At 36.4% G+C, this 17,577-nt stretch carries 17 protein-coding genes, 1 tRNA gene and 1 riboswitch; of the genes, 12 read left to right on the forward strand and 6 right to left on the reverse strand.

The window, feature by feature from the left end; genetic code table 11:
* Nucleotides 1-144: 144 nt before the first annotated feature.
* The 3 genes from MKX45_RS02805 (at nucleotide 145) to MKX45_RS02815 (ending at nucleotide 4,604) form a co-directional block, all read left to right on the forward strand.
* Nucleotides 145-1,980 (forward strand): ABC transporter ATP-binding protein, encoded by a 1,836-nt coding sequence (locus MKX45_RS02805; RefSeq protein ID WP_010905248.1) that lies wholly within the window; start codon nucleotides 145-147, stop codon nucleotides 1,978-1,980.
* The gene (locus MKX45_RS02810; RefSeq protein ID WP_340816778.1) at nucleotides 1,977-3,854 is read left to right on the forward strand and encodes an ABC transporter ATP-binding protein; all 1,878 of its coding nucleotides are present in this window, start codon (nucleotides 1,977-1,979) and stop codon (nucleotides 3,852-3,854) included. The genes MKX45_RS02805 and MKX45_RS02810 overlap by 4 nt, the downstream gene beginning before the upstream one ends.
* 96 nt (nucleotides 3,855-3,950) lie before the next feature.
* Entirely contained in the window at nucleotides 3,951-4,604 is a 654-nt protein-coding gene (locus MKX45_RS02815; RefSeq protein WP_010905251.1) for a YcjF family protein, read from the forward strand.
* A gap of 45 nt (nucleotides 4,605-4,649) precedes the next feature.
* Here the strand turns inward: MKX45_RS02815 and MKX45_RS02820 are convergent, their stop codons facing one another.
* The 3 genes from MKX45_RS02820 to MKX45_RS02830 all read right to left on the reverse strand — a co-directional run bounded on the left by MKX45_RS02820 (nucleotide 4,650) and on the right by MKX45_RS02830 (nucleotide 6,483).
* Nucleotides 4,650-5,669, reverse strand: a complete 1,020-nt coding sequence (locus tag MKX45_RS02820; RefSeq protein WP_017864067.1) for a Gfo/Idh/MocA family oxidoreductase — start codon at nucleotides 5,667-5,669, stop codon at nucleotides 4,650-4,652.
* Complete coding sequence (locus tag MKX45_RS02825) at nucleotides 5,653-5,820, reverse strand: hypothetical protein (RefSeq protein WP_003131184.1); 168 nt, start codon at nucleotides 5,818-5,820, stop codon at nucleotides 5,653-5,655. The genes MKX45_RS02820 and MKX45_RS02825 overlap by 17 nt, the downstream gene beginning before the upstream one ends.
* A 186-nt stretch (nucleotides 5,821-6,006) precedes the next feature.
* The gene (locus MKX45_RS02830) at nucleotides 6,007-6,483 is read right to left on the reverse strand and encodes an S-ribosylhomocysteine lyase (protein ID WP_003131187.1); all 477 of its coding nucleotides are present in this window, start codon (nucleotides 6,481-6,483) and stop codon (nucleotides 6,007-6,009) included.
* A gap of 213 nt (nucleotides 6,484-6,696) precedes the next feature.
* Between MKX45_RS02830 and MKX45_RS02835 the strand changes: the two genes are divergently transcribed.
* The 5 genes from MKX45_RS02835 (at nucleotide 6,697) to MKX45_RS02855 (ending at nucleotide 9,697) form a co-directional block, all read left to right on the forward strand.
* Nucleotides 6,697-7,161, forward strand: a complete 465-nt coding sequence (locus MKX45_RS02835; RefSeq protein WP_010905253.1) for a GyrI-like domain-containing protein — start codon at nucleotides 6,697-6,699, stop codon at nucleotides 7,159-7,161.
* A 64-nt stretch (nucleotides 7,162-7,225) separates the two neighbouring features.
* Entirely contained in the window at nucleotides 7,226-8,071 is an 846-nt protein-coding gene (locus tag MKX45_RS02840; RefSeq protein WP_021723425.1) for an aldo/keto reductase, read from the forward strand.
* 165 nt (nucleotides 8,072-8,236) lie between these two features.
* The gene (locus tag MKX45_RS02845) at nucleotides 8,237-8,749 is read left to right on the forward strand and encodes a cysteine hydrolase family protein (protein ID WP_021723424.1); all 513 of its coding nucleotides are present in this window, start codon (nucleotides 8,237-8,239) and stop codon (nucleotides 8,747-8,749) included.
* Nucleotides 8,750-8,867: 118 nt separating this feature from the next.
* Nucleotides 8,868-9,416 carry a DUF6036 family nucleotidyltransferase gene (locus MKX45_RS02850; protein WP_003131191.1) on the forward strand — a complete coding sequence of 183 codons (549 nt, stop codon included), beginning with the start codon at nucleotides 8,868-8,870 and terminating at the stop codon, nucleotides 9,414-9,416.
* Nucleotides 9,413-9,697: a hypothetical protein gene (locus tag MKX45_RS02855; RefSeq protein ID WP_003131192.1), complete on the forward strand. Its 285-nt coding sequence runs from the start codon at nucleotides 9,413-9,415 to the stop codon at nucleotides 9,695-9,697. The genes MKX45_RS02850 and MKX45_RS02855 overlap by 4 nt, the downstream gene beginning before the upstream one ends.
* 38 nt (nucleotides 9,698-9,735) lie before the next feature.
* On the opposite strand, the gene MKX45_RS02860 is transcribed toward MKX45_RS02855, so the two are convergent.
* A complete protein-coding gene (locus MKX45_RS02860) occupies nucleotides 9,736-11,055 on the reverse strand; it encodes a LysM peptidoglycan-binding domain-containing protein (RefSeq protein WP_010905256.1) in 1,320 nt (439 codons plus the stop codon).
* A 343-nt stretch (nucleotides 11,056-11,398) separates the two neighbouring features.
* Here MKX45_RS02860 and nrdD point away from each other — a divergent pair, with 343 nt between their 5' ends.
* Nucleotides 11,399-13,642, forward strand: a complete 2,244-nt coding sequence (gene nrdD / locus MKX45_RS02865) for an anaerobic ribonucleoside-triphosphate reductase (RefSeq protein WP_010905257.1) — start codon at nucleotides 11,399-11,401, stop codon at nucleotides 13,640-13,642.
* A complete protein-coding gene (gene nrdG, locus MKX45_RS02870) occupies nucleotides 13,639-14,244 on the forward strand; it encodes an anaerobic ribonucleoside-triphosphate reductase activating protein (RefSeq protein WP_025016575.1) in 606 nt (201 codons plus the stop codon). Before nrdD ends, nrdG begins: the two co-directional genes overlap by 4 nt.
* Nucleotides 14,245-14,352: 108 nt before the next feature.
* Here the strand turns inward: nrdG and MKX45_RS02875 are convergent, their stop codons facing one another.
* Complete coding sequence (locus tag MKX45_RS02875; protein WP_081199176.1) at nucleotides 14,353-14,859, reverse strand: DUF2325 domain-containing protein; 507 nt, start codon at nucleotides 14,857-14,859, stop codon at nucleotides 14,353-14,355.
* Between the two features lie 139 nt (nucleotides 14,860-14,998).
* Nucleotides 14,999-15,071, forward strand: a riboswitch (Fluoride riboswitch).
* A gap of 78 nt (nucleotides 15,072-15,149) precedes the next feature.
* Between MKX45_RS02875 and eno the strand changes: the two genes are divergently transcribed.
* The gene (gene eno / locus MKX45_RS02880; RefSeq protein ID WP_023189985.1) at nucleotides 15,150-16,418 is read left to right on the forward strand and encodes a phosphopyruvate hydratase; all 1,269 of its coding nucleotides are present in this window, start codon (nucleotides 15,150-15,152) and stop codon (nucleotides 16,416-16,418) included.
* 67 nt (nucleotides 16,419-16,485) lie between these two features.
* Here eno and MKX45_RS02885 read toward each other — a convergent pair.
* Nucleotides 16,486-16,573: transfer RNA gene (locus MKX45_RS02885), tRNA-Ser, on the reverse strand.
* 143 nt (nucleotides 16,574-16,716) lie between these two features.
* On the opposite strand from MKX45_RS02885, the gene MKX45_RS02890 reads away from it, so the two are divergent.
* A complete protein-coding gene (locus MKX45_RS02890) occupies nucleotides 16,717-17,550 on the forward strand; it encodes an energy-coupling factor ABC transporter ATP-binding protein (RefSeq protein ID WP_004255784.1) in 834 nt (277 codons plus the stop codon).
* The last annotated feature ends 27 nt before the right edge of the window (nucleotides 17,551-17,577 follow it).

Consider the following 17,577-nt stretch of genomic DNA (forward strand, 5'->3'; position numbering starts at 1 on the left):
ATTTGGTAAAATTATTTACTAAATTAATCATTCTGTCAGTAACTTTTCTGTTAATTTCTGATAAAAGTGCTATAATATTTGAATGAAAACTAAGAAAAATAAAGAAAAACTACTAAGGGTAGTTTCTGGGGAAAAGGGGAAATTATGCTAACGATTGGAAGGCGATATTTAAATTTTTGGCCTGTATTTTGGGCACTTTTTTTGTTAGTTATTCAAGTTGTGACTAATCTTTGGCTTCCAACGATTACAGCGGATATTATCAATAAAGGTATTGGTCAATCTGATATGAAATATATCTGGTTTATGGGTCTAATTATGCTTTTCGTTTCTCTGGCCAGTTGGCTTTCGGCAATTGGAAATGTTTATTTTGCTTCCAAACAATCTCAAGGATTGGGCCTGAAATTACGCCATGATTTATTTAAGAAAGTTTTATTCATGGACGAGCGCAACTTTCAGGAATTTGGTGATGCAACTTTAATTACACGTACAACAAATGATGTGACTCAATTGCAAAATGTCTTTCAAACGATGTTACGAATGATGCTCATGGCGCCAATGATGCTCATTGGTTCTATTTTCATGGCTTGGAAATTATCACATGATTTACTGCTGGTTTTTTTGATTGCCCTGCCTATTTTAACTTTGGCTGTCGTTATTAATATTGCTATTTCCATGCCACGGTTTCGGTCAATGCAAACAAAAGTTGATAAAATTAATCTGATTTTTCAACAAGGTTTAACTGGTGTTCGGGTGATTCGTGCTTTTAGACGAGACCAATATGAAATTGATAAATTTGATGAGGCTAACCGTGATTTGACACATACCAGTCAAGTGGTTTTGACGACGATTGCGATGTTAATGCCAATTATGACAGTTATTCTCAGTTTTACAAATATTGGAATTGTTTGGTTTGGCGCTCATCTTATCAGTAAAAATATGATGGAAATGGGTTCATTAGTTGCCTTTTTGACCTATGCCACACAGATTTTGATGTCATTTATGCAATTATCAGCAGTTGCTGTCATGGTGCCACGAGCTCAGGTTTCAGCTGTTCGAGTTCGAGAAATTTTAGAATCTAAAGATAAAATTACTGATGAAAATTCGAGCATATCTGTAGAGGCGCTAAAGCGCCAACGGCTATCCTCTGACGGAAATGACAAGTTGTCTGAAAGCAATTCTGTCCGCAATTCTCTAGCTCTTAATCATGTATCTTTCAAATTTGATGAAGCAAAAAGACAAGCGCTAAGTGACTTGTCAGTAAATGTAGCAGCTGGTCAGACCTTAGCAATTATTGGGGGGACTGGTTCTGGTAAATCAACGATTTTGAATTTGATTGCCAGATTAATTGACCCAACAAATGGAAGTGTCACAATTGATGGTACTGATATTCGCCAAATTTCACAGTATGACTTGCATGAAAAAGTTTCTTTTACGCAACAAAAAGCTCAACTTTTTTCGGGAACTGTCCGCTCGAATCTTCAATTTGGGAAAAGTGATGCAACAGATGAAGAAATGTGGCAAGCTTTGGAAATTGCACAAGCTGCTGATTTCGTTCGTGAACAAGGTGGACTTGAGCTGGCGGTCGAACAAAATGGCGCAAATTTCTCTGGTGGTCAAAAACAAAGAATTTCGATTGCTAGAACCTTGATTAAAGAGGCAGAAATTTATCTATTTGACGATTCATTTTCGGCCTTGGACTTTGCTACTGACAGACAATTACGAACAGCTATTAATCATTCGGAAAAACATAAAAATAAAATCAAGGTGATTGTGGCTCAAAGAATCGCAACCGTTATGTCAGCTGACCAAATCTTAGTTTTAGAAAATGGAATTGCCGTAGGACTTGGTACTCATGAAAGTTTGGCAAAATCATGTCCGCAATATCAAGAAACAATGCAATCTCAACTCTCGGATGATGATTTGGTCAAGATGGGTGTTTCAATTGCACATTTGACCGCCAGAGGAGGTGATGACCAATGATGAGAGGAAATTATCTCAATCGAGGTGGCAAAGGGGCTGACCGTTTTCAAAAAGGTCGGCGAGCTCAAAATTTCTTTCCAACGATTATTCGACTTTTCAAATATATGCGCAGAGATTTATGGGGACTTCTTTTTTCAATTTTAATTGCTTCGCTGTCAGTCATTTTGTCGGTTCAGGCACCCAAAATTTTGGGAAATGCAACCACAGTGATATTTGATGGCGTAACAAAAAGTCTAAAAAATCATACCGCAATTCAAATTGACATGGCTAAGGTCGAATCTATTTTGCTTTATGTCATGGTCATTTATCTGATTTCATTTATCTCTGGGATTTTGCAACAAAGCATTATGACACGCATTTCGCAACGAACAGTTTATACTTTACGTCATGAATTTAAAAACAAAATGAAAAAATTGCCAGTTTCATATTATGATAGCCATAGTAATGGGGATATCATGAGTCGAATGATAAATGATATGGATAATATTTCAGGGACTTTAAATCAAACTTTGATTCAGCTTATCACAAGTCTCTTGCAATTTGTTGGAACTATTTATTTCATGTTGACAATTTCTTGGCAGTTGGCACTCGTCGCCTTTATCACAGTTCCTTTGGCAATGATTACGGTAAGGATTGTCGCACCTTTATCGCAAAAATTCTTTGCTGAACAACAAAAAAATCTGGGATTATTGAATGACCAAATTGAAGAAAATTATGCAGGGCATGCGGTCATTAAAACATTCAATCATGAAGCCTCAGCTGAAAAAGAATTCGCAAAAAGAAATGATAATTTTTATAAATCAGCTTGGAAAGCTCAATTTGTATCGACTTTGATTTATCCAACCATGCGATTTATCAATAATTTAGATTACTTAGCCATGGCCGTAATTGGTGGTCTTAAAGTTATTTCAGGGACGGTTAATCTCGGAGATGTTCAAGCCATGTTGCAATATACCAATCAATTTGCACAGCCAATCACAAATATCTCGAATATGCTCAATACCATTCAGGCTACAGTTGCGTCAGCCGAACGAATTTTTGAAGTATTAGATGAAAAAGAAATGACTGACGGAATTCCTGTCAGTGAAAAAGTTGCTGACGAAAGTTCAAAAAAAGCTGTCAGTAATTTAGGAGCGACTGACAAGACTGATTTCATCAATTTTGACCAAGTCGCATTTTCTTATAATGAAAATCAATCCTTAATGACAGATGTTAATTTTTCCGTTGAAGTTGGGCAAATGATTGCCATTGTGGGACCAACTGGAGCAGGTAAAACAACAATGATTAACTTGCTCGAACGATTTTACGATGTCACTTCGGGAAAAATTTTACTTGAAGGAAAAGACTTTCGCGAAATTGACCGTGAACAATTACGTGGACGAATGGCAATGGTTTTACAAGAAACCTGGTTGTTCTCAGGGACAATTATGGATAATTTACAGTATGGTCGTCTTGAAGCAACACAAGAAGAAGTGATTCAAGCAGCTAAAATGGCACATGCTGATGAATTTATCACCACTTTACCTCAAGGTTATCAAACCCTTTTGAATGAAGCCGCAAGCAATATTTCTCAGGGGCAAAGGCAGTTATTAACCATCGCCCGTGCCTTTTTAGCAAATCCAGAAATATTGATTTTGGATGAAGCCACATCCAGTGTAGATACAAGAACGGAGCGCCTGATTCAATCAGCGATGAATCGTCTATTAAAAGGACGGACAAGCTTTGTCGTTGCTCACCGTTTATCAACTATTCGTGATGCCAATCAGATTTTGGTTATGGAAAATGGAAATATTGTGGAAATGGGGAACCATGAAAGTCTCCTTAAAGAAAACGGATTATATGCCAGCCTTTATAATTCGCAATTTGCAAAATAAGATATCGAAAAAATCAGTCTCTTTTTGATTGATTTTTTTGTTTATTAAGCGCCTATTTTGTTATAATGAGTTAAAAATAGGCGAGAAGGAGCGATAATGTTTAAAAAATCAGACAAGAAAATAAAAGAAAATGATCAAGAAAGCAATGCAGCTTTTGAGGAGTTTTTTAATCAAGTGCTCAAAAAAATGCCTGCTCGTTCCGCAAAAATAATCAGTTCTTCTTTAACTGTTTCAAAAGCGAAAGCAGAGCAGTTTTTAGCTAGCAATTCTCAGAAATTTGACCACCTCTTTGATGAATTTTTGGTTGGAGTGGACAGTCAAACGCGAAGGAAATGCCATGAAACCATTCATTTCGCTACCTTGACGGCGGCAATTGTTGGCTTTTCACCAATTCCCTTTTCAGATGCCGTCTTGCTTGTTCCGATTCAATTGACAATGATGATGCGACTTTATAAGATATTTGGGGCTTCTTGGTCAGAAGCATTGGCAAAAGGAATCACTAAGGAATTAGTTGTTGTTGGTTTAGGTCGAAGCCTTGTAGGGAATGTTTTAAAATTTGTTCCTGCGGTGGGAACAATTGCAGGTGGAGCAATTAATGCCACAGTGGCGACAACAATTACAGAAGCCTTAGGCTGGGTAACTGTCAAAATGCTTAATGATGGCGAAGATATTTTCAATAATGTCCTGACTTTTGAAGGTCAATTCAAAGGTTTGGTCAGTAAATTACAAAAAGCCAATAAGAAAAAATAGGCTGTCAGTAAAAAAAGACTTATCAGTTGATAAGTCTTTTTATTATTATTTAGAAAAACCATTTTCCAAAGTTTTAATGACAGCCAAAATTTGTTCATCGGAAACCAACTTGTCAGCTCCATTAATAATTGATTCATAAGCTGAATCATAAACTCTACCATAATCACCAGCAACCGTTGGAATATGCTTCACAATGCGGTCACCATTTTGATTGAAATAGGTAAGTTGCCCAAAATCAGCTGGACTGTCTTGCCCAAAACCTTCATCACCTGGGAACATGCCAACTTTTAAATCATTTTCTTGTTGGTCAACATCCATTTTGATGAAAGTTCCTCTCGTACCATAAACAAGCCATTTTGGATGTGGTAGAGCAGCGACTTCAGTAGCAGCAACAGTTGCTCGCAAGTTTGGATAAAGAAGATTGACAGAAAAATAATCATCGACACTGTCATAATCTCTTGTTGCTCGAATATCATATTGAACTTCTTTGGGAGCGCCAAAAAGTGAAACCATTTGGTCCACTAAATGAACACCGTGACCATACCAAGCGCCATCAAAATTTCCACCTTGACTGGCATCATTAGGTCTAAAGTGGTCCATATTGACAGTGATATCTACCAAATCACCCAAATAACCTTGCTCAATCACTTTTTTGACGGTTAAAAAGTCGCTGTCAAAGCGTCGATTTTGGAAAGGCATGAAGAAAAGATTTTTTTCTTTGGCAAGAGCTACCAATTCTTTAGCTTGTTCCAAGGTTTCGACTAATGGTTTATCACAGAGTACATTTTTTCCAGCTGAAAGGAGTTCCTTAGCATAGTCATAGTGAGCAAAAGCTGGAGTCACAATGACTACTAAATCAATTGAATCATCATTAATAATATCAGCGATGTCGGTGGAGAACAAAGTTCCATTTGCTTCTAATTCTGCTTGTTCAGGACGTTTTCCTAAAGTCCGGTTGACAATTCGTTTAATCACAATATTCTCACGTTCTTTCACGTAAGGAATATGATAGCGATTTGTTGATTTACCAAAACCAACATAGGCAATATTAAGCTTTTTTGTCATTCTTTTTATTCTCCATTTTGGCACGGAGGGCTTCAATTTTAGCTTGAGTGGCATTCTTTGTATTAATGCCTTTTCCGCCTACCGTTGAGTTTTTTTCGTGAAATTTTCCGACAGATTTCTGTCCTTTATTATCAAGTTGATATTTTCCCATAAGATAAATTAGGTTTCAGTAAGTAAAGTGCCTACTGAATTCAGTTCCTTTCTAAGTGGATTTGACTGATAAAAGTCAAAAAGTTACTGACAGAGCTGTCAGTAAAAATTTGACCGATTAAATTCCTTACTAAAGGAAATGAAGTTGCACTTGTAATTTAAAAATGCTGAACTTTTGGAGTAAACTTTAAATTACTTTACGTTCGTAAGGGTCAGTAGAAATTCCTTCAGAAAGAATTTTCTTAGACCATTCTTTAGCACCGAAAAGTGAGTGATTACGGTAATTTCCGCATTCTTTTTCAGCAACACCAGGGACATTATCCCAACCAAATTCGTCACTTGCAAGCTCTTCTAGAGAAGATTTAATTACTTTAGCAATTTCTTCTGAACTATGTTCACCCCACATAATCATGTGGAAACCAGTTTGACATCCAAAAGGTGAAAAGTCAATCATGCCATCAATTCTATCGCGAATTAAACTAGCCATGCTATGCTCAATAGTGTGTAAAGCGGCCATTCCAATGGCATTCGCATTAGGTTGAACAAAACGAACGTCAAAATTAGTGATAACATCGCCTTTAGGCCCAGTTTCGCTACCGATTAAGCGGACATAAGGGGCAAGTACTTTTGTGTGGTCTAATTGAAAAGATTCTACTTCAGCCATAAGATATAGGATACAAAACTCAGCTGATAAAAGTCAGCCTTATTAGTATCTCCTCCTTTATTTTAAATTCTAATTCTATTCTATCATTTTTTGAGCGAAATATTTTTTCATTTTAATTATAAAGTGGTAAAATGACTTTATAACGGTTTCAAAAGAAGCCTTATTGCTTAAAAAAGCAAGAAACATCATTGTCAAAAAGAGTGAGGAGGGGAAGTGAACATCAGAGAAGTTGAAAAGTCATCTTTCTCCATCATTGGAAAAGAAGGCTTAGGTAAAGCACAAGAAGCTGACATTTGGATTCCACCACTCTGGCAAGAAGCAACCAACGCTTTTGAGGAAATTATTCATTTGATTAAGCAGCCACTCACAATTTGGGGGGCCATGTCTGATGAGTCAGGGCAATTTAAACCATGGAATAATGGTGGACTCTATCTGGCAGGTGTTGAAGTTGAAAATTCAGCGCAAAAGCCTGAAAATTGGACTAAATGGACACTTCCAGGCTTTCGTTATTTCGTTGTTGAAACAACAACTTATGAAATGAACAAGACTTATTCAGATATGTGGAATTATTTAACTCAAAATGATTTAAAAATTGTTGGAGCAGTACAAGAACATCAATCAATTTCAGCAGAAAATCCTGAAGAGTTAGAACTATGGTTTCCAATTGAAAGAATATAAAAGTCCAAATAGTTTCATTGATGACGAGTTGTTGTATTTCAAAAATTACTAAGGAGAAAAAATCATGACATTAACAGACACTTACACACTAAACAATGGCATTAAAATTCCAAAAGTTGGCTTTGGAACTTGGCAATCTGCGAGCGGAGAAGAAGCTTATAATGCGGTAAAAACAGCACTTGAAGCAGGATATCGTCATATTGATACAGCGGCAGTTTATAAAAATGAAGAATCAGTCGGTCAAGCAATTGCTGATTCAGGAATTCCCCGTGAGGAACTTTTCGTTACAACAAAACTTTGGGGTGTAGGAACAACAGAGGACGCTGCGAAAGCCTTGGATGAATCCTTGAAAAAATTGGGACTTGATTATGTTGATTTGTACCTCATTCATTGGCCAAATCCTAAAGCATTCCGCCCTGATTTTGAAACACGTAATCTTGCAGTTTGGAAAGCCATGGAAGCAGGTGTAAAAGCTGGTAAGATCCGTGCAATTGGTGTTTCAAACTTCCACCCACGTCACCTAAAACCATTGTTGAAATTTGCTGAAATTAAACCAGCAGTTAACCAAATTATGGTCAACCCAAGTGATCAACAAGAAGAAATTGTAAGTTTTAATGTTGACAACAATATCTTGACTGAGGCTTACAGCCCACTTGGAACAGGTAAAATCTTTGAAGTTCCAGAACTTGCAGACTTGGCAAGTAAATACAACAAGAGTATTGCTCAAGTGGTATTGCGTTGGTCTCTTCACAAAGGATATTTACCACTTCCTAAATCAGTAACCCCTGCAAGAATTAAAGAAAATGCAGAAATCTTTGATTTTGATTTAAGTATTGAAGATATTGCTTTTATTGACAGCCTTCATGGAAAAGCTGGTTTGGCTAAAAACCCTGATGAAGTTGATTTCTAAAGAATAATTATGAACATATTTTACTGACAGATTGTTTACATCTCTTAAAAGACAGCAGAGAATTTGGTCAGTAATTTAAAAAAGGTCTGTCAGTAAAATTTTGCTGACAGGCTTTTTAGATTTTTGCTATAATAAAGAAAAATGATCAAATATCAAGGAGAAATGATGAAAAAAGCACTTGTTTTAGTTGATTTTCAAAATGATTTTATTGATGGAAGTTTGGGCACAAAAGAGGCACAAGCCATTATCCCAAATGTCATTGAAAAACTCTCTCAATATTCTAAAGAAAATCGTCTAGCAACCCAAGACACCCATTTTGAAGATTATTTAACGACACAAGAAGGCAAAAATCTGCCAGTTATTCATTGTCAAAATGGTACTTTTGGTTGGGAAATTCGTAAAGAAGCTCAAGTTGGCTTTGCTAAAATTTTTGAAAAAACAACTTTTGGTTCCAGAACATTGGCAGAATTTATTCGAGATGAAAATTATGATGAAGTTGAACTTGTCGGAATTTGTACGGATATTTGTGTTGTTTCCAATGCCTTGTTAATCAAAGCCTATGCGCCAGAAGTAAAAATAAGTGTTGATGTTTCTTGCTGTGCTGGAGTTTCACCTGAAAAACATTTGGCAGCACTTGAAACAATGCGTTCTTGTCAAATAGAAATCACGAATGCCTAATTTTGGTAAAAAGTTACTGACAGGTCTGTCAGTAACTTCAACTTGACAAAATCCTTATGATAATTGATAATGGAGTGAGAAATAAGAAAAATTTTGAAGGTGAGTGCGAGGTATAAATTTGGATTATCATCAATTATTTTCCCGCTTGAACGAAAAACTTTCAGAAGAAAATTTGCAACTTCACTTACATTGTGTTGGTGGTTTCGTCCTTGAATACTATGGAATGAAGGCAACAGAGGATATAGATGCCTTTTATGAAAGTACCGAAAAAGTTGAAAAAATCATTCAAGAAATTGGTGAAGAATTTCATGTCGGAACCTCTAATGAACCTTGGTTGAGTCAAGCAGTCGGCGAAGTCATGTCTCATTCAAAAACAGATGAAACAATTATTTTTGTGGAAAGTCATTTGACTGTTGGTCTGTCATCACTCGAATCTATTCTTATCGATAAAATACAGGCTGGCCGAACCAAAGATGTTCCAGACATCGCAAAAATAATGAAAAAATTAAAAATTGAAAGCCCAGATCCTCTCTTAGAACGATTTAAACATACAGATGGTTCAGCAGACCCAGCGGTCATTTTAGAGGCTTTTAGTTTAGCTTACGGCGAAGAAGCCTTAAAAAATTATTTACGAAAAAATCCAAAAATACTGAGGTTATTGCAATGACGTGGATTGAATATCTCCTGAATGCTGCTCAAAAGTCTAAATGGAATTTAGAACTTTGGGTCCGTTATTTAAATAAAGTGATTCAACGGGACAAAATTTTACTTTCAAAAACAGATATTGATTATTTAATGAGTTCTGAAGAATTAACTTCTTTTCAACGCGTTTTTCTTGAACTCGCGCTTGAAAAAGAAACAACACCTTGGGAAATGACTGTTGGCATGTCTGAACCGACTCAATCGATTCATCTTCAGTCTGTTTTAAAAGAATTAAAAAAAGAATGAATTAACTTTCATTCTTTTTATATTTTATAAATTACAATTTATTTAATACGAAGATATTGACCAATTAAAATGGTATCACTTGATAAATGATTCCAAGCCTTAATTGAAGCAATTGGGCTACCAGATTTTTGTGAAAGTCCCCAAAGCGTATCTCCTTTAACAACCTTATGGATAGAGGTATTTGAAGCTGCAGAAGAGTTAGAAGTTGAACTCGTAGAGGCTGAGCTTGAACCTGTTGAAGAACTTGAAGAACCGGCAGATTGTGAAACAATCAAGTTTTGTCCAATGAAAATTGTATCAGAATTCAAATGATTCCAACTCTTGAGTTGAGCAATCGTCGTTTTATATTTGACAGAGAGTCCCCAAAGCGTATCACCAGATTTAACCTTAATCGTCGTCTGTGAAGCTGGTTTGGCAGGAGTGACCGAAGTAGTAGGCGTTGTAGTTCCGGCAGAATTTCCTGAAGAAGTTGAACTATTTGTATTAGACGAAGAACTTGAAGTTGTCAATACAAGCTTTTGCCCAATATAGATGACTGTACTTTTAAGATTGTTTGCGCTTTGAATTTGAGCAACACTAATTCCATATTTTTGCGAAATTCCCCAAAGTGTATCGCCAGATTTAACTGTATAAGTGGTTGAGCTTGTATTTGAATTATTATTGGTATTTGTAGCTGTTGAACCACCGGAATTAGAAGTACCAGCAGAAGAAGCACCGTCAAAACGAGTCAAATTATATTGAGAAATAATTCGATTCAGTGAAGCACCATAATTAGGGTCAGTTGCATATTTTCCTGTTAAAGCTGCGGTTGCAGCTTGATAAGTTGCCGCGTTTGCTCGCCAAGCTTTAGCATAATAAGGACCATTTCCAAAGTTTGTAGTTTTTAAAACATAAGCATTATCTTGGAAACTTTGATTAAAGGAAGGATAAACCCTAAATGGCATATCTTTTGTGACCCATTTACCATTGAGATATTCTTGAGTTTTAAAAACAACGCTTTTTCCTTGATAAGTTCCTTGAATACCGAATAAATTATAATAGGGGGCACGAGAAAGTTGGCTTGAACCCCAGTTACTTTCCAAAATAGCTTGAGCAATCATAACTGAAGGATAAAGACCATTACTATCGGCAACTGGTTTTGCTGATGCAGCAATACTTTCAATAAAAGCTTCTGTCGAATTGGTTGCAGCCTGAACCATTGGGCTTGTTTGTTGGAGCAAAAGCTCGTGAGTGGTCGTCAAAGTTCCTGCAATGAGAACAGCGCCAGCAAATTTGGTCGCTGGTTTATAAAAAGCCAGTGGTTTTTTGGCTTTCTTTTTTAAATGTCTATTTTTAACTTTAATACGAGAAACTGGCATAAATAATTCCTTTCCTGAAAATACAGAATAAAATAAGTACTACCCTATTTTACCACGGTTAATGGAAGAAAAAGATGACAATTATGTGGCGGTTTGTAAACGTTTTTTATTTAATGTTTTATATTGGCTAGAAAATGTGAGAATTTAGATAAAAAATCTGATTTAAGACGCAATGATTACATTTTAAATACAAAGAGATTATATTTTGCTTTGCGAAATTGAGAAAAGGGAATGAAAACAAGCAACACAAGATATTGTGTGTGTTTACATAATTTAGCCTATATATTGTGTCATTTCCGAGAATTTGATAAAATAGATGATGTAATTGAAGAGGATGGTTAATATGAAAAGTGAAGTAAAATATCAAGATGTAACACTAGAAGAAATTAATGTGATAAAGCGCGACGGACGCTCAGTGAAATTTAACAGTGAGAAAATTTTTGATGCTTTGACTAAAGCGGCTAAAAAAGTCGAACTGACAGATATGTCGGTTCTTTCAGAACTTACTGACAGAGTAGTCAGTGAAATCTTTACTCGTTTTTCTGAAAATGTCAAAATTTATGAAATTCAATCGATTGTTGAGCAAGAACTCCTTGAGTCTGGTGAAACTCAATTGGCTGAAGAATATATCTCTTATCGTGCTAACCGTGATTTGGCCCGTACCAAAGCAACGGATATCAATTTCACGATTGAAAAATTAATTAATCGCGACCAAACTGTCGTTAATGAAAATGCCAATAAAGATTCTAACGTTTTCAATACTCAACGTGATTTGACAGCTGGTGCGGTTTCCAAAGCAATTGGTTTGAAACTTCTTCCGCCACATGTGGCAAACGCTCACCAAAAGGGTGATATTCATTATCATGACCTTGATTATAGTCCATTTACTACAATGGCTAACTGTTGTTTGATTGACTTTAAAAATATGTTTGAAAATGGTTTTAAACTTGGAAATGCGCAAGTAGATTCGCCAAAATCAATTCAAACAGCAACTGCGCAAGCCAGTCAAATCATCGCTAATGTGGCTAGTTCACAATATGGTGGTTGTTCATTTGACCGTGCCGATGAAGTATTGGCGCCTTACGCGAAATTAAATTATAAAAAACATTTAAAAGATGCACAAAAATGGATTGATGGTGCTGAAAAACAAGAAGCTTATGCTCGTGAAAAAACAGCCAAAGATATCTATGATGCAATGCAATCTTTAGAATATGAAATTAATACTTTGTTTACTTCAAATGGTCAAACGCCTTTTGTAACAGTTGGTTTTGGTCTTGGAGACGATTGGTATGCGCGTGAAATTCAAAAAGCAATTTTGAATGTCCGGATTGGTGGTTTAGGTTCAGAACACCGTACTGCCATTTTCCCTAAATTAATTTTCACACTCAAACGTGGACTTAACCTCGAAGTAGGGACACCAAACTATGACATCAAAGAACTTGCACTTGAATGTTCAACAAAACGGATGTACCCTGATATTTTGAGCTATGATAAAATTGTTGAATTAACAGGTTCATTTAAAGCTTCAATGGGTTGTCGTTCATTCTTGCAAGGCTGGAAAGATGAAAATGGGAATGACGTGACTGCTGGACGTAATAATCTTGGAGTTGTTACAGTTAACCTTCCACGTATTGCTCTTGAAGCCGCTGGAAATAAAGAAAAATTCTGGGAAATCTTCAATGAAAGAATTGAAATTGCTCATGATGCCCTTGCTTTTCGTGTTGAACGTGCTAAAGAAGCACAACCTAAAAATGCACCTATTCTCTTTATGAATGGTGCATTGGGACGCCTTGATGCCGAAGGTTCAGTTGATGAATTGTACAATAAAGAACGTGCAACTGTAAGTTTAGGTTACATTGGACTTTATGAAGTGGCGACTACTTTTTATGGCCCAACTTGGGAAAATAATCCTGAAGCTAAAGCTTTTACAATTGAAATTGTGAAACGAATGCATGAAGATTGTGAAGATTGGTCTAAAGCCTCTGGTTATCATTATTCTGTTTACTCAACACCGTCAGAAAGTTTAACTGACCGTTTCTGCCGAATGGATAAAGAAAAATTCGGTTCAGTTGCAGATATTACTGACAAAGATTACTATACTAATTCTTTCCACTATGATGTGCGTAAAAATCCAACTCCATTTGAAAAATTAGAGTTTGAAAAAGACTATCCTGTTTATGCCAATGGTGGATTCATTCATTACTGTGAATATCCTGTTCTTCAACAAAATCCGAAAGCTCTTGAAGCAGTCTGGGACTTTGCCTACGATCGTATTGGATATCTTGGAACAAATGCACCAATTGACCACTGCTATGCTTGTGGCTTTGAAGGAGATTTTGCGGCAACGGAACGTGGATTTAAATGTCCACAATGTGGCAATGATGATCCTAAAACCTGTGACGTTGTCAAAAGAACTTGTGGATATCTTGGAAATCCGCAAGCACGTCCAATGGTTCATGGTCGTCACAAAGAAATTTCATCACGTGTAAAACATATGAATGGTTCTGTCGGAGCTTTGAACGATGGAAATTTGATTGATTCAGTCGAAGTTGACGAAGCGAAATCAAAATATTTTGCGGAGAAATAAGTATGAACAATCCAAAACCAGGAGAATGGAGAGCTGATGAACTCTCACAAAATTATATTGCAGATTATAAACCCTTCAATTTCGTTGATGGCGAAGGGGTGCGCTGCTCACTCTATGTGAGCGGCTGTATGTTTCATTGCGAGGGCTGCTATAATCAAGCCACTTGGTCATTTCGTTATGGAACGCCCTATACCAAAGAGCTTGAAGATAAAATTATGGCTGACCTTGCTCAGCCTTATGTCCAAGGTCTGACGCTTCTTGGTGGGGAACCTTTCTTGAATACGACATTTTTGATTCCTTTGCTCAAACGGATTCGTCGTGAGTTACCGGATAAAGATATTTGGTCATGGACAGGTTATACATGGGAAGAGATGCTACTTGAAACAGATGACAAATTAGAAATGCTTGATTTGTTAGATATTTTAGTTGACGGTCGTTTTGAATTATCAAAGAAAAACTTAATGCTCCAATTCCGTGGGTCATCAAATCAGCGGATTATCGATGTACCAAAATCTCGAAAACAAGGACAAGTTGTCATTTGGGAAAAACTCAATGATGGTGAAAAAACTTTTGAACAAATTCATAAAGAAAAATTAATTTAAAAGTTACTGATGGACATTTGAGTATATCCGTAAGCGCTAAAGTGCCAACGGCTATCTTCTGACAGAAATTCTGTCACTAAAAATAAGCACTGACAAATGCGTCAGCGCTTATTTTTTAAATAATTTTGTAAAATCTGGTTCGTCGTCAGTAATTTTGAAATCTTTTAGCGCCGATTTTAGAGGGAGATGTTTCTTTTTTCCTTTTAAATAATTTTGACTTTCTTTGCTTTGGGCACTTTCGGCTAAAGAATTTTGCTTTTGTAGAACTCTATTTTCAATTTTTCTTTTGCTTTTCTTATTTTGGTCGGTGCTTTCAAAAGATTCATCTGGAAAAGTTTGAGAAAGCTGCTTGATAATGGTTTCTAAACCGAAATTACTACTAATCCAAAAGGGTGTATCGGTTGCTTTACAAGCTTCTTTAGCAAATTGAACTGAATGATGAGCCACATTTCGGTTTCTCATAACGACGAAATCAGCTTTGGCAACAAGTTGGTCAATCTCAAATCGATTAGGTTTTTTCTTATCAAAACCAAGAAAAGAAACGCCAACTTTTGCCAAGCCCTCTCTAAAATCATGCCAATATTTAACTTCACATAGAACAAGTAGTGTTTTCATGTCATTCCTTACTGATGCTCTGTCTTTACTGACAGGAGCGAATTATAGTGATTATAACACAATTTTGCTTAATGATAAATGTATTTTTTAAAATATAAGTTTCAAAAATTTGACCTCATAAAAATAAAGTGGTAAATTAATAGTAGATGGGTATGGTGCACACCCGAAACCGTTTCAAGAAATAGCTTGAATCTAATGGCGCCTACAAAGCAAAGCCTTTTTTTGCCTTGTAGTCTGCCATTTTTTCTTTGACTTACAAGGCAATAAAGGCAAAGAAAAGGAGATTTATTATGACAGTCACAATCGAAAACATCCACGCAAGAGAAATTTTTGATTCTAGAGGAAATCCAACCGTTGAGGTAGATGTTAGATTAACAGATGGAACATTAGGACGCGCAGCAGTACCCTCAGGAGCATCAACCGGAGACCGCGAAGCAGTTGAATTAAGAGATGGTGGAGACCGCCTTCAAGGAAAAGGCGTTTCTAAAGCCGTCGCAAATGTCAATGGCGAAATTTATGAAGCCTTGAAAGGACAATCACCATTTAATCAAGCAAAATTAGATCATCTGATGATTGAACTTGACGGGACAAAAAATAAATCTCGTTTAGGGGCTAATGCAATTTTAGGGGTTTCAATGGCCATTTCTCGTGCGGCAGCGAATAGTGAAAAAATTCCACTCTATCGCTATCTTGGTGGAGTTGATTTGGAACTTCCACAACCATTTTTCAATGTCATTAATGGTGGAGTACATGCCGATTCAGGAATTGACGTTCAAGAATTTTTGATTACACCAGTCAAACGGGACAGCTTTCGCGATGGTTTAGAAAAAATTGCAAATATCTACCATACTCTGAAGAAAATTTTAGCTGACAAAGGGCTAGAAACAGCCGTAGGCGATGAAGGTGGCTTTGCCCCTAAACTTGGTTCTACTGAAAATGCAATTGCTACACTTTATCAAGCAATTGAAAGTGCAGGATATGTTCCTGGTGAAGAAATTGCGATTGCCATTGACCCAGCTTCAAGTGAATTTTATGATGATAAAGAAAAAGTTTATCGTTTTGAAGGGCAAAAATTGACTTCTAAAGAACTATTGACTTACTATGAAAATTTAGTTGAAAAATATCCAGCACTTATTTCCATTGAAGATGGATTTTCTGAACATGACTGGGATGGCTTTGCAGCTCAAACGAAAGCTCAAGGTCAAAAAATTCAATTAGTAGGTGATGATATTTTTGTGACAAATCCTGAAATTTTCAAAGAAGGAATTAAAAAAGGTGTAGCAAATGCTATTTTGATTAAACTTAATCAAATCGGAACAGTAACTGAAGCGATTGAAGCCATTAGTTTAGCGAGAAAAGCAGGCTATAAGACAATGATTTCTCATCGTTCAGGTGAAACAGTTGATAGCTACATTGCCGATTTTGCGGTAGCCATGCATGCTGGCCAAATAAAAACAGGTTCAATGGCTCGAAGTGAACGGGTTGAAAAATATAATCAATTCTTGCGAATTGAAGAAGAATTAGGAAAAGATGTAGCTCTTGCTAGTTTTCCAGAATAGATAAAAATAAAAAAACATTAATTTTTATAATTAATGTTTTTTTATTTTTAAGAATGTGAATTTATAAAGGAGAAGAGGGGATTCGAACCCCCGATACGCTTGTGACGTATACACACTTTCCAGGCGTGCTCCTTCGGCCACTCGGACACTTCTCCGATTACTTTAATATTATAACAAAATCCCTTCTCGTTTAGCAATGACTTTTGAATGTTTTGTTTTGGCGATAAAGAATGTCATTTTTAGTAGAAATATAAAACTAAATGCTTAAAAGTGTCTAAAATTTGGTATAATAAGGGCTATGAATAAAATTCTCGAAGTAGAAAATTTAGTTTTTAAATATGAAAAAGAAAGCGATGTAAATCAGCTTAATGGTGTTTCCTTTTCGATTACAAAAGGGGAATGGGTTTCGATTATTGGCCAAAATGGTTCTGGTAAATCGACGACTGCTCGACTGATTGATGGTCTTTTTGAAGAATTTGAAGGAAAAGTCAAAATTGATGGAGAACTTTTGACTGCTGAAAATGTCTGGAATCTTCGTCGAAAGATTGGGATGGTTTTTCAAAATCCGGATAACCAATTTGTTGGGGCAACGGTTGAAGATGATGTCGCTTTTGGTATGGAAAATCAAGGAATTCCACGGGAAGAGATGATTAAACGAGTTGACGAAGCTTTGCTTGCTGTCAATATGCTTGATTTCAAAACCCGCGAACCCGCGAGACTTTCTGGTGGACAAAAGCAAAGGGTAGCTGTGGCCGGAATTATTGCTTTGCGACCTGAAATCATTATTCTTGATGAATCAACCTCAATGCTTGATCCGACCGGGCGTCAAGAGATTATGCGCGTGATTCATGAAATTAAAGAGAAATATCAACTGACCGTTTTATCTATTACTCATGACCTTGATGAAGCAGCAAGCTCTGACCGAATTTTAGTGATGAAAGCAGGAGAAATAATTAAGGAAGCGGCACCGTCTGAACTCTTTGCAACGAGTGAGGATATGGTTGAAATTGGACTAGATGTTCCCTTCTCTTCAAATTTAATGAAAGACCTGCGAAAAAATGGCTTTGATTTACCAGAAAAGTATCTGTCAGAAGACGAATTGGTAGAGCTTTTGGCTGATAAGTTGCGCTAAATTTACTGACAGAATTTCTGTCAGTTA

The organism is Lactococcus sp. FSL W8-0209 (assembly GCF_038006585.1).
GTDB classification, from domain to species: Bacteria; Bacillota; Bacilli; order Lactobacillales; family Streptococcaceae; genus Lactococcus; species Lactococcus lactis.